The sequence below is a fragment of the Tautonia sp. JC769 genome (assembly GCF_040717455.1).
In the GTDB taxonomy this organism is placed as follows: domain Bacteria; phylum Planctomycetota; class Planctomycetia; order Isosphaerales; family Isosphaeraceae; genus Tautonia.
In genome coordinates this window covers 47,152-63,425 of the sequence record NZ_JBFEFH010000034.1, presented here as the reverse complement: position 1 = coordinate 63,425, position 16,274 = coordinate 47,152, and the positions used below count along the sequence as shown (strand labels likewise).

Below are 16,274 nucleotides of genomic sequence, written 5' to 3'. Positions count from 1 at the left end.
GGGGCCGGAGCCGTCTCGGGAGGAGAGGGGCACGCCGAGCAGGTCGAGGGCGAGGCTCCAGGTGTCGGGGTGCCAGCCGTCGAGGCGCCGGAGGGAGTCGAAAACCTCGTCCCAGCGCTCCAGGAGCCAGAGGACGCCGTGTTTCGATTGCAGGAGGGTCGGCTGGACGAGTTCGGGGCGTTTGGAGAGGGAGGCGGCGCGCTGGGCGATGAGGGCGGCCTGGTCGTCGTCCCAGGATTCGGAGGCGCGGGCGGCGCGTTCGGATCGGGCGGCGCAGATGCGGGCCTCGCAGACGTCGAGGCGGACGGATTCGGCCACCAGGCGGTCGAAGAGCCAGGTCTGGGCGGGGCCCTCGGGGCGGTAGTCGGGGAGCCAGGCGGCTTTGCGGTCGGCGATCGCCTCGGCCATGTCGGCGGGCAGGTGGGCGCCGAGGGTCGAGAGGCCGTGCGTCTGGGCGTTGCGGCTCGATCGGCGTTTGCCTTCGGTGGATTTCGGCCCGGTGGAGCGGAGGGCGTTCAGGCGGTTGGCGAGCGTCTGCTTCAGGGTTGTGGCGGCCATGAGGGTGCGCGTCCTGGGTGTTCACGAGGTGCGAGGGTGTCGGCTCCCGGGCGGACGGGGAGGGAGCAGAGGTAAAGACCTCTCTCTGAAACAATCAGGAAAAGGGGGAGGCTTAATTGCGTTTCTTTTGGGAAAGGGGAAATTTTGGGCCTCGGATGGGGAGGGAGAGAGAGGAGGGAAGGTGGAGGGAATAGGGAGAGGAGGGTAGGAGGAGAAAGAAGGGGAGGGATGGCCAGAACGGGGTGAGACCGAATTGCCTGGATCAATGGCCATGGGTGCCGTCCCTCGGGCGGTGAGGGGCCGATTCCGAACCCATTTCGGGGATGAGGCTTGCGACACGGGATCGGGGACGGACCCGTGTCGTCCGAAGGGGACCGATCCGGGCGATCCGGGATGGAGGGGGCGGGCCGAGCAGCGAGGGAGACGGGGCGAGGACGGGGGCGTTCGAGGAATTTCGGCGAGAATCGGGTTGCATGAAGGAAAATTCATTGGCGCAACAAATCATGATTGATAGCATTCATGCTAGCCGGCGAGTTGCTGGCGAGGACGAGGGATCTGATCACGGGAGGCTTCTCAGATGGACCGAATCGAACGCCGCCGGGGATTCACCCTGATCGAGTTGCTGGTGGTCATCGCGATCATCGGCGTGTTGGTGGGCCTGTTGCTGCCGGCGCTCAGCGCGTCTCGGGCGGCGAGCAGGCGGACGCAGTGCATGAACAACATCAGGCAGGTCGGCTTCGGCCTGATCGAGTATGTGAATGTCCACAAGACGTTCCCGAACGCGGTGACCTATCGCGAGCAGGCGGGGTCGTCGCAATTCGACGCGGCCGACCCGAGGTCGTCGAGCTGGTACCGGACGTACCAGGGGTACTTCGACGGCTCGGGGGGGTTGCATAGCTGGGTCGTGGACATCTTGCCGTACATCGATCAGCAGGCGTTGTTCGACGACTACGACCCGAGCAAGGACTACCTGGCCGCGGCGCCGACCGAGGCGTCGGCGGCGAGCAACCTGTACGTCAGCTCGACGAACATCAGCCTGTTGACGTGCCCGGACGACGACACGATCGAGCCGAAGCGGGGGAACCTGTCGTACGTGGCGAACATGGGGTTCAGCCTCTGGCACGCGTCGAGCGGCGACACGCACGCGGCGGTCGGCTGGGGGGGCTCGGTCCCCGAGACGCTGGGCCGGGAGGGCCGGCCGTCGTGGAGCCGGCCGATGGACTGGGGCATGCAGAACACCAAGCGGACGGGCCTGATGTTCGTCGGCAGCGAGACGGGCCGGATGCCGTGGGACCAGTCGCATACGATGGCCACGCTGGCCGACGGCGCGAGCTTCACGGCCCTGCTGTCGGAGAACATCCGGGCGGGGGCCTCCGGGGGGAACGACCTGACCAACGGCGTGGCGACGAACTGGGCGGTGCCGCACCCGAACTTCGTCGGCTTCATCGGGTCGGACGACGTCTGCGGCGGGACGGGGTCGCCGAACCTCCGGGCCCCCGGCGCCGGGACGTGCACCCAGGAATTCGCGCTCCAGCCGGTCGGCGGCGGGCAGGACGGCATCGCCTGGGCCGACGCCAACGCCAAGGGCTCGGGCGAGTCGATCAACTCGGGCCGCCGCCGCTTCGACGAGGGGGAATCCCCGTTCCCGAACAGCCACCACTCGGGCGGCGTCCATGTGACGATGGCCGACGGCTCGACCCGGTTCATCCGGGAGACGATCGACGGGATCGTCTGGTCGAAGCTCATCACCCCGGCGGGCAGCCGCCTGGAGCCGAGGTATCGGCAGCTCCCGCTGAATGAGTCGAGCGTCGATTGAGGGCGGCGCAGCGACGTCGACGGGGAATCGCCCGCGGGGGGGGCTTCGCGGGCGTGCTCACGGCCCCTCGGGGTTCGTCGGGAGGGGCTGCATGCGCAAGCGCTTCTCGATGACGCCACCCCAGTAGCCGGCGACGGCGCCGAAGACGATGGCGAGGCCCAGGGGCTGATGCAGGGAGGAGAGCAGGAGTCCCGCGGAGAAGGCGACGTAGGCCAGGCAGCCGTTGACCAGGTTCAGGTTCGGGGCGGCGCAACGGGCTCCCAGCCAGACGAAGGGCAAGGCGGCCAGGGACCAGGGCGAGACGTCGAAGGCTACGCCAATCACGACGACGGAGAGCACGACCGGGGCGATCACCGCCGGGGGGATGAAATACCAGCAGCCGGGCTCGGGACTGGGCATGGGACCTCCGGAGTGGCCCAGGCGTGGGGCGGGGCTGAAGCGGGCGCGAAGGGCTACTCAGGACTGGCCGGCGCGACGGCCAGGAGTTTCGGTTCGTCCGAAGGCTGGACCTGGACGACGACGAACCGGGCGGCGGGATAAAGGTAGTCCTCGCCGGAATCGTCGATGACGCGGAGGAATCCCTCCGAACCGGCCTCGTTGTCGGGAAGCACCCGATAGAGCATCCCGACCGAGAGGTCGTCGCATCCCGCCTGGTCGACGCAGACGGCGAAGAGGGATCTGGAGTCGTGCGTGGTCATCGGATCAGTCCAGAAAACGCTTGATCTTGAGTTTGCGTCGGCCGATGCCGTGCGCCTCGTACCAGTGGACCTCGGCATGACGGGCAGACACACCAGAGAACCAGATAAATCAAAATTCACAAATCTCTCCAATTAGGAAATACGCTCCCCACGTAGTGATTCCCAGTTACCGTCCCAATAAATACGAATTTTGACAACACTAGGATTAGCATCCTCTGCAGAAACCTGGATAGTCAGAACATACACACCCGGAATCTGCAAAGCAAAACTTGGATACACGCAAACTTTTAAATAATCTTGCTGTTCTATCGCACCAATTATGTTTACCCAGTGTGCCACACCGGGCAATAGGTCTCTGGACAGGAAACTCTCGGGTTTATCATGCATCCAGTCCAATGGCCTCACATCGTGAGGCAACAGGTTGTAATTTTCTCCAGAATTCACATGTTCAACACCTATCAAGTATGAGCGGCAATTTTTCGCGACTTTCCGCCCCGGTTTGTTCTGTACTCGAACTCGCAACCACCGAGAACCAAGATGGGGATCTAGCCCTACTGTGTTGCCCTGCGATTTAACGTCTTCCTCGTTATTGAAGCTTATTAGCAGTTTCGGCCGCTTCCAATAATCCTGCCAAACTGCGTAAACAAGCACGGCCAATGTGATGAATCCCGCAAACCACTGCCCAATCGCACCGATCATTGACCAGTCCATCGAGAAATCTCCGAGTAATAGTCTGGTCCCGTTTATATCTTGGTGTTCGTCCAAAGGAGGTGAACATTTGCCTCAAGCACTCCGAAAAGGTCGCTTTCAAAAAAAAATTTCAGCCCTTGTTTGATTGAAGGGTGCCGATGAAGGCGTTGACGTCGGAGAGGCCGAGTTCGGAGAGGCGGGAGGGGAGGTCGTCGAGGAGGCGGTCGGAGAGGGTGGGGTCGGCGAAGGTGGCGGTGCCGACCTGGACGGCGGAGGCGCCGGCGACGAGGAAGTCGAGGGCGTCGTCGGCGGAGCAGATGCCGCCGATGCCGATGATGGGGAGATCGGGCAGGGCGCGGTGGACCTGCCAGACCATGCGCAGCGCGATCGGCTTGATGGCCGGGCCGCTGAGGCCGCCGATGTCGTTGGCGAGGATCGGGCGGCGGCTTCGCCAGTTGACGACGAGGCCGACGACGGTGTTGATGAGGCTGACGGCGTCGGCCCCGTTCTCGAAGGCGGCGCGGGCAACGGTGACGATGTTGGTGACGTTCGGGGTGAGCTTGGCGATGATCGGGTAGGGGCAGGCGGCCCGGCATCGGGCCACGACCCGGCCGACGGCGGCGGGGTCGACGCCGAGGTCGAGCCCGTGGCTGACGTTCGGGCAGGAAAGGTTCAGCTCGACGGCGGCGAGACCGGGTTCTTCACCCAGGTCGGCGGCCATCTGCACGAACTGGTCCTCGTCCTCGCCGGCGATGTTGGCGATGACGGCGGTGCCGACGGTGCGGAGGTAGGGGAGGTGGTGGGCGCGGAAGTGGTCGATGCCGTCGTTGTCGAGGCCGATGGCGTTGAGCAGGCCCGAGGCGGTCTCGACCGTGCGGGGGGTGGGGTTGCCGGCCCTCGGTTTGGCGGTGACGGTCTTCGGGATGACGCCGCCGAGCCGGTCGAGCCGGACGAAGGCGGCCATCTCTCGGACGTAGCCGAACGTCCCGGACGCGACCAGGACCGGGTTGGACAGTTCCAGACGACCCAGGCGAACCGCCATCGACACCACGGGTTGTTCCTCGATTGTGGGGCGTGCGTTGTGCTTCGTCCGGTCGGCGTGCTCGATTGCCGAAGGGACCGGATAAGACTAGGGTAACATTGCGCCCCGCTCGCCGGAGCGCCGGAACCGAGGAGCGGGGGAGGTTGCGACGGGGGTTGGGGGTGATTCTCAGGCCGGTCACGCGGATGGAGTCTCCTCGAAACCCGAGCGATCGCCCCTCATCTCATCTCATCGCGATGCAATCGGACCGCCCCGGACGTCCCTGGACTGCTCACCGATTCGGACAGGACCACGCCGCCATGCCCTTGCCGCTCGAAGATTACGCCCTGATCGGTGACTGCCAGACGGCCGCCCTGGTGGGGCGGGACGGGTCGATCGACTGGCTCTGCTTCCCGCGGTTCGACTCGGGGGCGGTGTTCGCCGCCTTGCTCGGCAACGAGGAGCACGGGCACTGGAAGATCGCCCCCGAGGGGCCGATCCGGGCGGTGAGGCGGCAGTATCGGCCGGGGACCTTGGTGCTGGAGACGGAGTTCGACACCGACACCGGGACGGTCCGGATCACCGACTGCATGCCCCCGCGCGATCAGTTGCCCGACGTGCTGCGGCTGGTCGAGTGTCGCCGGGGGTCGGTCCGGATGCGGATGGACCTGGTGATCCGGTTCGATTACGGCTCGATCATCCCCTGGGTGCAGCGCACGCCGAGGGGGATCTCGGCCGTGGCCGGGCCGGACATGCTCCGCCTGCGGACCGACGTGCCGGTGCACGGCGAGGATTTCCACACGGTCGCCTCGTTCGGGCTGTCGGCCGGGGAGTCGGCGAGCTTCGACCTGACGTGGTACCCGTCGCACGAGAAGGAGCCGAAGGAGGTCGACCACTCCAACGCCATCCACGAGACCGAACGCTGGTGGCGCGAGTGGTCGGATCGGTCGTCGTACGGCGAGGGGTCGATCGACGACACGATCGACCAGCCGCACTGGGCCGAGGCGGTGAAGCGGTCGCTGATCACGCTCAAGGCGCTGACGTATGAGCCGACGGGGGGGATCGTGGCCGCGCCGACGACGAGCCTGCCGGAGCGGATCGGCGGGGTGCGGAACTGGGATTATCGCTACTGCTGGCTCCGCGACGCGACGTTCACGCTCTTCGCCATGATGAACGCCGGCTACCACGAGGAGGCGAGGGCCTGGCGCGAGTGGCTGCTCCGCGCCGTGGCGGGGAAGCCGTCGCAGATGCAGATCATGTACGGCCTGAGCGGCGAGCATCGGCTGACCGAGCTGCAACTACCGTGGCTGCCCGGGTATGAGAACTCCAGCCCGGTGCGGATCGGCAACGCGGCGTTCGGCCAGTTCCAGCTCGACGTGCCGGGGGAGGTGATGGACGCCCTGCACCAGTGCCGCAAGATCGGGCTGGAGCCGATCGCCGCGTCCTGGAACTTCCAGAAGGAGCTGATGAATTACCTCGAGACCGCCTGGGACCAGCCGGACGAGGGGATCTGGGAGGTGCGGGGGCCGCGGCGGCACTTCACGCATTCGAAGGTGATGGCGTGGGTGGCCTGCGACCGCGCCGTGAAGGGGGTCGAGCAGTTCGACCGCGACGGGCCGGTGGATCGCTGGCGGAGCCTCCGCGACCAGATCCGGCGGGAGATCTTCGACCGGGCGTTCGACCCGGAGGTCGGCGCGTTCATGCAGTCGTACGGGTCGAAATTCCTGGATGCGAGCGTCTTGATGATGCCGCTGGTCGGTTTCCTGGAGGCCGACGACCCGCGGATGGTGGGCACGGTCAGGGCGATCGAGGAGCGATTGAAGCACGACGGGTTCGTCGATCGGTACGAGACGGACCCGTCGGTCGACGGCCTGCCGCCGGGCGAGGGGTCGTTCCTGCTCTGCTCGTTCTGGATGGTGGACAACTACACCTTGATGGGACGGCGCGACGACGCGAAGGAGATGTTCGAGCGCCTGCTGGCGATCCGGAGCGACCTGGGCCTGCTTTCCGAGGCGTATGACATCGAGAACCGCCGCCTCGTGGGCAACTTCCCGCAGGCGTTCAGCCACATCGGCCTGATCAACACGGCGTATAACCTGAGCATCACCGCCGCCCACCCGGCCGAGCAGCGGCAGCAGAGTTGACAGGTGAGGCCGATCGACCGGATCGCCCCGGCCGGCAAGGGAGACATGGCCCCGGATGGCGCGAAGCCAGGCCTCGTTTCCTGACGAACCACGCTCACTCCGGATCGAGGCCGAGCATGTTCTCATCGACGCCGAGGCGGGAGGCGGACAGCTCAGCTATCGGGGCCGACCGGCATCGGGAGAGCACCGGCTCGCCTCGCCGAATCACATCGCGATCGACCTTCCCGCCGACGATTCGTTTACCGTCGACACCGCGACCGGCGATCCGGTCGAGATTGCCTTGCCTGGCGTCTCGGCGCAAACGGGCCTGGCCGATCCCGGGCGTTCGGCGACCGTCGTGGGAGACTCCCCAAGCTACACCCTCCGGCTCGACGGCCCGGCAAGCATCGGCCCGCTTGCGCCGACCACGCCCGGCACCAGGAGGGCGAACGCAGATGGCCATTGATCTTTGAATGCCACGGCAGGCGTTCTTCCTGGAGTACGAGCGGCGAGGGGCCGCAGCGCGGTCCCCAGCCGCCCCAGGGTTACGCCTTCTGGGCAATCAGGGATCAATCCTGCTGGAGGGCCGTCTCCGTCTCGGCGGGCTGCTCTTCCAGGAGGGCCTTGACGACGTCCTCGATGCGGCTGGGCATCAGGCCGATGGCGCGGACGATGCCCTTGCGGTCGACGACGGCATAGGTGGGGTAGAAGGCGACGTTCCAGGCCTCGGCGGTCTGCTGGTCGGGGTCGCGGGCGACGGGGTACTGGATGTCGCGCTGCTCGACGACCTGCTCCAGCTTCTCCTGGCCTCGGGAGGTGCAGACGCCGAGGACGAGGACCCCCTGGTCGGCGTAGCGCTCGGCCAGGTCGTTGTTCTTGGGGATGGCGGCGAGGCAGGGGCCGCACCAGGTGGCCCAGAGGTCGACGATGAGGATCTTGCCCTCGAGGTCGCCGGCGGAGAGGTCGGCGTTGATCCAGTCGCCGATGGAGAACTCGGGCCGGGGCTGGCCGGTCATCTCGTCGTGGGCGGCCTTGAGTTCGGGCTTGTTGACGTTGAAGAAGTAGTCATCCGGGAATTCGCGCTGGGCGCTGGCGGTCGGGGCCATGGCCAGGGCCAGGCAGGTGCCCAGGGCCGCCGCCGTCGCGAGACTCCGAGACCAGGACCGATCGGGTTGTGTCGTCATGTTCGCGTGCTCCATCGACGGGCCAGGGGAACGGCCCGGCGCCCGAAGGGACGGTCCCAAGGGGGGGCGTCCGGGTCCGCATCTGATCATACCTTTGGCCGTTGAGATCCGCCAAGGGTTCATGCATAAATTCCGGAGCGGCCGGGCACATGCTCATTCATCGTGCGGCACGAGCGGCGGGCCGAGCAGGCGGGGGACGACCGGGCGGGGGTCGGCCGGGGCCGGCGGGGGGTCGGCGGCGAGGAGGCGGGCGAGCGCGGCGAGCGCGGCGAGGTCGAGGCCGAGGAGGCGAGGGAGGCCGAGGGCGACGACGCCTTCGAGGTGCTCGGCGGCGCGGAGGGCGAGGGTGGAGACGCCCCGGGGCTGGCCCTGGCGGACCTTCACGCCGGCGGCGGCGAGCTTGATGAGGGCCTTGAGGACGTCGGCCGTCGGGCCTCGGCGGCCGTGGGCGTGCCAGAGGGATTCCCAGGCTTCGTGGGCCTCCCAGTAATAGCCGGCGTTGTAGAGCCGGACCCCGCGCAGGTAGGCGGGCGAGCGGTGCCAGGCGTCGGCCTCGATCGGCTCGGCCGGGTCGCGGGGGGCGTCGGCCAGGTGCCCGCCGGGCCCGCTGATCGGGTGCGGCCAGGGGCCTCCGGGGACGTAGGTGTAGGGGGGGAACGGGTCGTCGGGATGCATCGGCGAGGGCCGGTGTCGTCGTCGGGGGGGGGGCTGCCCGAGGCCCGGCCGCGAACCGGATCGGGCCGGGGCGTGGGGCGGGCCGGGGCGGCGGCCGCCGGATCGGGCCGCCCCGACCGATGCCCTATTCGACCAGCTTGACCGAGGCGTTGCCAGGGGAATCGTCGCCGCCGACGCCGACGAAGGCGTTGTTGGAGATTTCCATGCTCTTGGCGATGAATCGCGTGCCGAATTGATTGAACTGGGCGCCGCCGGCGAAGCTGACGCGGGCCCCGGCGGCGTAGATGGTGCCGGAGATGGTGGTGGTCGAGCCGTTGGCGATGGAGATGTCCTGGGTCGAGTTGCGATCCTGGTAGAGGGTGATCCCCTCGAACGGGCCGCTGGTGGGGGGCGTCAGGTCGATCTGTCCGCCCCCCTGGAAGCTGAACCGGCCGCCGTTCGGGTCGACGTAGATCATGACCTCGTGGCCGGTGATGCGGACGCCGTTGGCCACGGTGAAGCCGCCGTTGCGCATGTAATAGGTCCCCGGTTCCATGGTGATCCGCATGCCGCCGCCGAGCGTGACGCCCCCCTGGTAGACGCCGGGGTGCATGGTCCGCGTGCCCCACTGGGGGAAGGGCAGGCCGTTGTAGACGTGGCCCGCCTGGGGGGGGACCGGGAGGTTGGCGAGCGGGTCGGCGACGGGGGGGGAGCCGGTCTTGACCTGGCCGGAGAAGTAGCCGCCGCTGCTGGTCGCGTAGTTGCCGGCGACCTTGATCACCGGGACGCCCGGCTTGCCCGCCGTGGCGGCCCGGGTGTGGCCGGTATTCGAGGCGGTGACGGCGGTCGGGTGGATGGAGTTGACCTGGATCCCGGCGTCGGTGACGATCTTCCCCTGGCCCATGAGGGCCAGCGCCCCCGACCGGTTCGGGTCGAGCAGGATCAGGGAGGCCGAGGACTCCGGGCCTCCCCGGGCCACGGCCCGGGCCGAGACGGTCAGGGCGTCGGCCCCCCAGATCGCGCTGAAGTACCGGGGGGACCGGGAGGTGAGGATCACTTCGAGGTGCGAGTCGTCGCCGGCGAAGCGTCCGGAGGCCGGCGGGGCGTTGAGGGTCAGGGTGTTGCCGTCCCCCTCGGGGAAGCCGTTGGCCGCGGCGTAGGAGAGTGCGGCCGACCGGGCGGCCGAGAGGTCGCCCCCCTCGTCCTGGAAGGCGAGCGAGGCGGCCAGCGCCGCCGAGTCGGCCGCGGCCTGCGCGTGCCTCCGCTCGATCAGCAGGAGCCCGCCGTCGAGCACGAGGGCCAGGATGCCGAGCAAGACGATCATCGAGAACGCGACCAGGACCGCCACGGTCCCTCTGCGGGCGGAGGACGCCCGATCCCGGAGGCGCCGGGTGCGCATGAGTCCCTCCCAACGGGAACGTCGATTCAGTACGTGATTGGCGCCACCGCTCGGCGTTCGACCACGATGGGCGGGAAGAACGCCTCGGGGACCCATCGGTAGCGCAGGACGAGGATCGCGGAGCCATCGGTCATGGTCAGGGAGCAGGTCAGCTCGTCCGGGTCGAGGCCGACGACCCGGGGGAGGATGACCCGATCGAGCACGTCGGCGGAGGTCGGGGCGGCCTCGTCGTGCTCCTGCTGGGAGGTCGGGCCGTGCACGGCCGCCCAGCGGGCCCCCTCGCGGGCGAGGGCCTCGAGCTGCTGGAGGCGGAAGACCCCGAGCCCCATGACGAGCGTGCCGATGATCAAGAGCAGGACGATCGGGCAGACCACGGCCATCTCGACGACCGTCCCCCCCCGTCGCCGGCCGGCCCGGCGCGGCCGGGACCCGCGGGGCGGGGGCCCGGGGCGTCGGGGGGGCGCCGCGGGGGGGCGGAGGCCGGGCGAGGGCTCCGGGGCTCGCATGGGGGGCCAGCCTCCATCAGTTCGGCGCCATCGGCATCCGGACGGTCCGGCGCAAGGGGACCGACTCGGGGATGCCGGGGAACGCGGCCAGGGTCCGGAAGGTGTGCGAGACGGTCACCTCGACGAAGGGCCGGCCCAGGGGGTCGGTGCCGGTCGTCGAGGTGACGACCGGCGGGGGATCGAGCCCGACGGCACCGGCCAGGGCCGCCTCCTGCACGCTGGCGAAGGGGGACGGGGCCGCGATGTCGGGGCTGGAGGCGAACAGGGCGCCGTGCCGGGCACAGTCGGCGACGGTCATCGCGACCGGCACCACGCGCGCATAATCGGCCGCGAGCAGGGCGATGAAGCAGAGCATCGGGAGCAGCAACGCCAGCTCGACGGCCGCCGCCCCCTTCCTGCGGCCGCCTCGGGCAGGAACGCAACCGTTGCGGACGTCCATGGGGTCGTGTCGCCTTCTCGAATCGAGCGGGGAGGTGATTTTCCAAGGAATCTCGACACCGAGAACCTTAGTGCGCCCGCCGGCCGTGTCAACGAAGGCGTTCGGGGTGTTGCCCGTGGGCCACACGCGGGGAAGTGCGCGGGGCGGTCGGCCGCGATTGCCCGAGACGAGACGGGAGGGGAGGGGAGGGGAGATTTTCCTGGAGCGATCGGCGACCGGGCGGTAGTGTACGATGTCTAAGACACCTCCAAGACGGCCGGGCCGGGATCGACGTCGGGCGGCAAGGGGCGGGATGCCACGCGGGCCCGAGGCCGCGACCGGACGGATCGGTTCCAAGGGGCCCCTCACCGGGGACGCAACGCTCGTGATGCAACGCCGAACCTTCCTGGGCGCAGTGGCGGGCGGGGCCTCGGCCGTCGCCTTCACGTTCACCCCGATCACGCGGCGATTGAGGGCCGGGGCGCGGGCGGGCGAGACGCCAGTACGGCTCGACCCGGCGGGGGAGGGGGAGGACGTCTTCGACCGGGTCCGGGCGCTGGCCGGGGGGTTCGATCGGCGGGTGTATGCGAGGATCCTGGGCGCGGCCAATGCGTTCAAGGAGGGGGATGAGATCGTCGGCGTGGCCGCGGCGGATGAGGATGCGCGGGTCCGGGCGCGGGAGCTGTTGAGTCACACGAGGATTGGGGAGATCGATGCGCACCCGCTGATCGAGGACAGCCTGTCGGGGCTGTTGCGAGGATCGCGGGACGATCGGGCGGCGCAGCGGGCGAGCGGGATGACGGTCGGGGTGTTGAAGCGGTTCCTGCTCGACCGGGATGAAGGGGCGATCAAGGGGATCATGCCGGGGCTGTCGAGCGAGGTGATCGGCTGCGTCGTGAAGCTGATGAGCGACGAGGAGCTGATCGCCGTCGGCGCGAAGGTGTTCAACCCGTTGCCGGGGAGCAAGGTGGGGGCGAGGGGGTACCTGGGGGCGAGAATTCAGCCGAACTCGCCGACGGATGACGTGAATGACATTCGATGGCAGGTGTTCTCGGGCTGGTCGTTCGCGGTGGGGGACGTCCTGCTCGGGAACAATCCGGTGTCGAGCACGCCGGAATCGGTCGGGGCGATCGAGGAGACGCTGAAGGAGGTGATCGAAACGTTCGGGCTTGAGGAGGTGCTGCCGCATTGCGTCCTCTCGCATATTGATGTGCAGGCGGAGGTGGAGGCGGCGCGGCCGGGCAGCACGGCCCTCTGGTTCCAGAGCATCGCCGGGAGCGACGCGGCGAACCGGACGTTCGACCTGAGCACCGAGAAGATGCTGGGGTATGCCGACGCCCGATCGGGGCCGTTCGGCCTCTATTTCGAGACGGGGCAAGGCGCGGACTTCACCAACGGCCACGCGCAGGGCGTGGACATGGTGGTGCACGAGGCGCGCAAGTATGGCTTTGCCCGGGCCCTGAGCCAGCGTGTCGCCCAGGCCCGAGTAAAGGCGGGGGCCGAGCCGGACGCCTGGCTGATCGTCAATGACGTGGCCGGGTTCATCGGGCCGGAGGTCTTCCGGACGAAGGAGCAGCTCGTGCGCTGCTGCCTGGAAGACATCGTGATGGGGAAGCTGCACGGCTTGTGCATCGGGCTGGATGTCTGCTCAACCCTGCACATGAGCGTTTCGCTTGAGGATCTGGACTGGTGCCTCGACCGGGTGACCCCGGCCTGCCCGGCGTACCTGATGGGATTGCCGACGAAGATCGACCCGATGCTCGGCTACCTGACGACCGGGTTCCAGGATCACGTGCGGTTGCGGGAGACGTTCGGGACGCGCGTCGAGGATCGCATGTGGGCGTTCTTCCAGGCGATCGGGGTCATCGACGCCGACGGCCGGCCGACGGAGCATTTCGGCGACCCGCTCTGGGTGTACTTGCAGTATTGCCGACGCAAGGGGGACGCGCGGAGCGACGCCGAGATCCTCTCCGACGGGGCCGCCCAGATGGACGCCGTCCGCGGGCACGGCGTCTTCCTGCCCCGGGGGCACGGCGATCGGCCGTTCGACCTGGAGCCGGGGCTCGGCGAGGCGATCGCCCGGATCTACGACGACGCGAAGGAGAGCATCTGGGCCGAGCTGCCGCCGGCGTTCGTCGCCGGGGTACCGAGTGCAGTGCCGGTGGCGACCCGATCGGCGCATCGCGAGGACTACATCCTCCACCCCGAATCGGGCGAGCGGCTGTCCGACGCGGGCCTGGAGACGATCCGTCGGCTCCGGCAGGAGCACGACGGGCGGTTTGATGTTCAGATCGTCATTTCCGACGGTCTGAATGCCCTGGCGATCACCGAGGAGGGGCACCTGGCGCCGTTCCTCGATCGCCTCCGCGCCCAGCTTACGCGCGACGGGTTCCGGGCCGCCCCCGAGCACATCGTCGTCACCTCCGGCCGGGTCCGCGCGGGCTATCGGATCGGCGAGACGCTGTTCGGCGGCCTCGACGGGCCTCGGGCGGTCCTGCACCTGATCGGCGAGCGGCCGGGCACCGGGCACCGGACGTTCTCGGTCTATCTCACCTCGGCCGACGGCGCGGTGTGGGGTCGGGAGGACGCGGTCGATCACAACATCACCAAGGTCGTCTCCGGGATCGCCACGACGGCGCTCGCACCGGCTCGGGGGGTGGACGAGACGATGAGCCTGTTGAAGGGGCTGAGGGGAATTCTCTGATGCATCCCCGGACCCGTCACTTGCTGGACCAACTGCCCCCGGAGGCCCGCGCCGCCGCCGAGGGGGCCATCGCCCAAGACACGGCCCGGCGGGCGACTTCTGAAGGGCAAGGGGAGCAAGCCCGGGACATCCGGGATGTGCGGGAGGAATCTCCTCGCCGGACGAGCACGAGTGGCCCCGGGGGCTTGCGAACCGGGGTGGCGGAGCGGTGAACGGTTTCGGGGGCAAGATGCAATGGCCTCTCGCGGCCGCACCGCCCAGGTCGGCGAGCCGCCGGGGCCGCCCGCGGATTTCTCACTCAGGACACCAGGTTCGTCTCGAGAACAGTTGCAGAACCACCAAAGTGGCGTTACCAACCGGACAGGAATGACGATGAAAATTGCCGAAATGTCACTATGCCTGTGCGTCTTGTTGGCCGGGTTGATCAGGGCCGAGGACGGGGATCGCATCCCCACCCGGCCCGAGCCGTTGGGGCCGAGCGTCGAGCGGGTGCTCGGACGGGTGATGCCGAGCGTCGTCGGCCTCTGGCACGGTGACAAGCTCCAATTTCACTGCACGGGGACCATCATTTCCACGGACGGTTTGATCGTCTCCTGCGCCCACATGGGCCCGAAGGTCGGCGACACGCTGGAGGTCCGGCTCGCCGACGGACGCCGATGCGAGGGGGAAGTCCTGTCGAAACTGACCCGGGACGACGAGGGTGGGCGCGACCTCGCACTGGTGCGCCTGGCCGGTGAAGGGCCGTGGCCCGCCGTCGAGGTGGGGACCGCTTCCGACCTCACGGCGCGAGACCGGCTTCTCGCGATCGGATTCCCCAGCACCGGCCTGTACGTCGGTGCCGGTGATGAACCGCCGCTCCAGGTCCGTCTCGGGCATCGGCTCACGAACATCCCGATGCCCGCCGACATGCTGGCCACGCCGATCCGAGGGTCGGGCGGCGACTCGGGCGGGCCGCTGTTCGACCTGGGCGGACGGCTCGTCGGGACCATGTCGGGTAGCGGGAAGCACGGCACCCATTGCTTCTACATGACCGCCGACCTCCTGCGTCGCGAGTGGGGGGAACTCGCCGGCGACCGGCCGCCACCGCCGCTCTCGGACGCCGAGCGGCCGGTGGCGGTCCCCGCCGCCGAGGAGACGGCCGAGGCGGTCCGGGGGCTGCGCAACTCCGTGGTCGAAGTCCGCTCGGACGACCGCTGGTCCGGGGTCGGGGTGGTGGTCGGGAGGGGGCTGATCCTCACCAAGGCGAGCGAACTCGGCACCGAGCTGACCGTGGTCCTCCGCAATGACATCCCGGCCCTGGCCAAACTCGCCGCGACGGACCCGGCCCGCGACCTTGCGTTGCTGCGGATGCCCGGCTTTGACATGACCGATAGCATCGAGCCGGTCGAGTGGAGCGAGGTGGAGAACCTGCCGGCCGGGACGCCCGTCGCGGCCGTGACGCCTCCCGACTTCACCTCCCCCGCCGGCGTGGTCAGCGTCCCCGCCCGCGAGATACCCGCCTTGCTGGGGAGCTTAGCGGTGGTCGTGAAAGACGCCGAAGGCGGGGTGGAGGTCGTCAAAATTCTCGATGTGTTGAACCAGCTTTGGCTGCGGCCCCCGCCGTTGGCCCTGCGTGTCGGCGATGTCGTGACCCACGTTGGCGGCGAGCCCGTGCGGGATCGGGAGGAATACTTGAAGCGGTTTCGCGGCGAGGCGGAGGGCCCCCCTCGGCTCATCTCGGGGGACCAGATCGAGGTGACGTACCGCCGCGACGGCACGACGAGCGAGGTGCTCACCCGCCTCTGCCCCGGATACACGATCGGGAGTCAATTGATCTGGCCGTCCAGCTACCGCTACACCGGCTTCCCGTCGGCGATCGCATGCGACTTCCTGGCACGCCCCGAGCATTGCGGGGCCCCGGTGGTGGACGCGGGCGGGCGAGTCGTCGGATTGCTGGTGGCTCGAACCATGTTCGATGAATCGCTCGTGATCCCCGCGAGCGAGGTCAAGGCGTCGCTGGAGGAGATGAAGCAGCGAGCCTCGATCGGGGACTGAACCGGAGCCAATCCATGGTCACCTACCCGAGCTGCTCTGGGTGGCCCCGGCGGCTCAGAGACCGGGATTGCGGAGCGTTGAGAGGGCTCCGGAGCAGGATGCATTTGCCTCTCGCGGCTGCGCCGCCCCGGTTGGCGAGCAACCGGGGCCAGCCTCGTTTCAATACATGATTTGTCTTAAGTCTCTTCTCGGGACAAACCCTCGAACACGCTCAGAATCGTTTCGTGGTCCATCATTGTCGCGGGGTATTTCCACCTCCACGAGACGCTCTGAACCACCGGGCTCGTCGTCCCGAAGGACAGACACATCATCGTCCCAGGTGAGGATCGAACTCCTTGGGTCCTGCGATTCGATGGGAGAGATGCCATCGCTCGCGGTGAGCTGAACGGAGCGTTGGCCGTCGCTCGGCATCACTCGAACGCGCTGGCCGGAGATGAAGCGGCTGTCGTTCCGCTCGGGGGAACATCCG

At 68.3% G+C, this 16,274-nt stretch carries 14 protein-coding genes and 1 pseudogene; 5 read left to right on the top strand and 10 right to left on the bottom strand.

Going from position 1 to position 16,274, the window contains the following annotated elements:
* Positions 1-558 (bottom strand): annotated as a pseudogene (locus AB1L88_RS23995) (hypothetical protein); the annotation flags it as partial.
* Between the two features lie 577 nt (positions 559-1,135).
* Between AB1L88_RS23995 and AB1L88_RS23990 the strand changes: the two are divergent.
* Positions 1,136-2,374, top strand: coding sequence for a DUF1559 domain-containing protein (locus AB1L88_RS23990; RefSeq protein ID WP_367099235.1), 1,239 nt, complete (start codon positions 1,136-1,138; stop codon positions 2,372-2,374).
* A 57-nt stretch (positions 2,375-2,431) separates the two neighbouring features.
* Here AB1L88_RS23990 and AB1L88_RS23985 read toward each other — a convergent pair whose 3' ends face one another.
* The 4 genes from AB1L88_RS23985 to AB1L88_RS23970 form a co-directional block, all read right to left on the bottom strand.
* The gene (locus tag AB1L88_RS23985) at positions 2,432-2,773 is read right to left on the bottom strand and encodes a hypothetical protein (protein ID WP_367099234.1); all 342 of its coding nucleotides are present in this window, start codon (positions 2,771-2,773) and stop codon (positions 2,432-2,434) included.
* A 53-nt stretch (positions 2,774-2,826) separates the two neighbouring features.
* On the bottom strand, positions 2,827-3,072 hold the full coding sequence (locus tag AB1L88_RS23980) for a hypothetical protein (RefSeq protein ID WP_367099233.1): 246 nt from the start codon (positions 3,070-3,072) through the stop codon (positions 2,827-2,829).
* 132 nt (positions 3,073-3,204) lie between these two features.
* A complete protein-coding gene (locus tag AB1L88_RS23975; protein WP_367099232.1) occupies positions 3,205-3,783 on the bottom strand; it encodes a hypothetical protein in 579 nt (192 codons plus the stop codon).
* A 109-nt stretch (positions 3,784-3,892) separates the two neighbouring features.
* Complete coding sequence (locus AB1L88_RS23970) at positions 3,893-4,804, bottom strand: dihydroorotate dehydrogenase (protein WP_367099236.1); 912 nt, start codon at positions 4,802-4,804, stop codon at positions 3,893-3,895.
* Positions 4,805-5,103: 299 nt separating this feature from the next.
* Here AB1L88_RS23970 and AB1L88_RS23965 point away from each other — a divergent pair, with 299 nt between their 5' ends.
* Positions 5,104-6,927: a glycoside hydrolase family 15 protein gene (locus tag AB1L88_RS23965; protein ID WP_367099231.1), complete on the top strand. Its 1,824-nt coding sequence runs from the start codon at positions 5,104-5,106 to the stop codon at positions 6,925-6,927.
* 55 nt (positions 6,928-6,982) lie between these two features.
* Positions 6,983-7,372, top strand: coding sequence for a hypothetical protein (locus AB1L88_RS23960; RefSeq protein ID WP_367099230.1), 390 nt, complete (start codon positions 6,983-6,985; stop codon positions 7,370-7,372).
* Positions 7,373-7,475: 103 nt separating this feature from the next.
* Here AB1L88_RS23960 and AB1L88_RS23955 read toward each other — a convergent pair whose 3' ends face one another.
* The 5 genes from AB1L88_RS23955 to AB1L88_RS23935 form a co-directional block, all read right to left on the bottom strand.
* Positions 7,476-8,090 carry a TlpA disulfide reductase family protein gene (locus tag AB1L88_RS23955; RefSeq protein WP_367099229.1) on the bottom strand — a complete coding sequence of 205 codons (615 nt, stop codon included), beginning with the start codon at positions 8,088-8,090 and terminating at the stop codon, positions 7,476-7,478.
* A gap of 153 nt (positions 8,091-8,243) precedes the next feature.
* Positions 8,244-8,765, bottom strand: coding sequence for a DUF309 domain-containing protein (locus AB1L88_RS23950; protein WP_367099228.1), 522 nt, complete (start codon positions 8,763-8,765; stop codon positions 8,244-8,246).
* Between the two features lie 124 nt (positions 8,766-8,889).
* Entirely contained in the window at positions 8,890-10,143 is a 1,254-nt protein-coding gene (locus tag AB1L88_RS23945) for a pilus assembly protein TadG-related protein (protein WP_367099227.1), read from the bottom strand.
* A gap of 26 nt (positions 10,144-10,169) precedes the next feature.
* Positions 10,170-10,649, bottom strand: coding sequence for a TadE family protein (locus tag AB1L88_RS23940; RefSeq protein WP_367099226.1), 480 nt, complete (start codon positions 10,647-10,649; stop codon positions 10,170-10,172).
* A 16-nt stretch (positions 10,650-10,665) separates the two neighbouring features.
* On the bottom strand, positions 10,666-11,088 hold the full coding sequence (locus AB1L88_RS23935) for a TadE/TadG family type IV pilus assembly protein (protein WP_367099225.1): 423 nt from the start codon (positions 11,086-11,088) through the stop codon (positions 10,666-10,668).
* 367 nt (positions 11,089-11,455) lie between these two features.
* Here AB1L88_RS23935 and eutB point away from each other — a divergent pair, with 367 nt between their 5' ends.
* Together eutB and AB1L88_RS23925 are read left to right on the top strand one after the other, a co-directional pair.
* On the top strand, positions 11,456-13,771 hold the full coding sequence (eutB, locus tag AB1L88_RS23930; protein WP_367099224.1) for an ethanolamine ammonia-lyase subunit EutB: 2,316 nt from the start codon (positions 11,456-11,458) through the stop codon (positions 13,769-13,771).
* A 372-nt stretch (positions 13,772-14,143) separates the two neighbouring features.
* Complete coding sequence (locus AB1L88_RS23925; protein WP_367099223.1) at positions 14,144-15,805, top strand: trypsin-like peptidase domain-containing protein; 1,662 nt, start codon at positions 14,144-14,146, stop codon at positions 15,803-15,805.
* The last annotated feature ends 469 nt before the right edge of the window (positions 15,806-16,274 follow it).